The sequence below is a fragment of the Monashia sp. HAY1-5C genome, from assembly GCF_056755255.1.
This window is the reverse complement of the sequence record NZ_JBPGXG010000714.1, coordinates 1-239: the sequence shown is the minus strand read 5'-3', so window position 1 is coordinate 239 and position 239 is coordinate 1. Positions and strand designations below refer to the sequence as shown.

At 60.3% G+C, this 239-nt stretch carries 1 protein-coding gene; it reads left to right on the top strand.

Going from position 1 to position 239, the window contains the following annotated elements:
- The coding region (locus ACR9ZK_RS23295; RefSeq protein ID WP_481344283.1) for a DUF72 domain-containing protein at window positions 1-239 on the top strand (239 nt) is incomplete at both ends.

The window sequence follows — 239 nt, the reverse complement described above, 5'->3', positions numbered from 1 at the left end:
ATCCTCTGGCAGTTTCCGCCGAACTTCAAATTCGATCCCGAGCGCTTCGAGCACTTTCTCGCTCAATTACCCCACGACACTGCAGCGGCCGCCGCCCTCGCCCGCCAGCACGACTCGCATCTGCACGGCCACGCCAGCCTCAAAGCCTGGCGCAAAAAACCGCTGCGTCATGCGGTGGAGATCCGCAACGACACCTTCATCGATCCCGACTTTGTGCGGCTGTTGAAACGCTACAACAC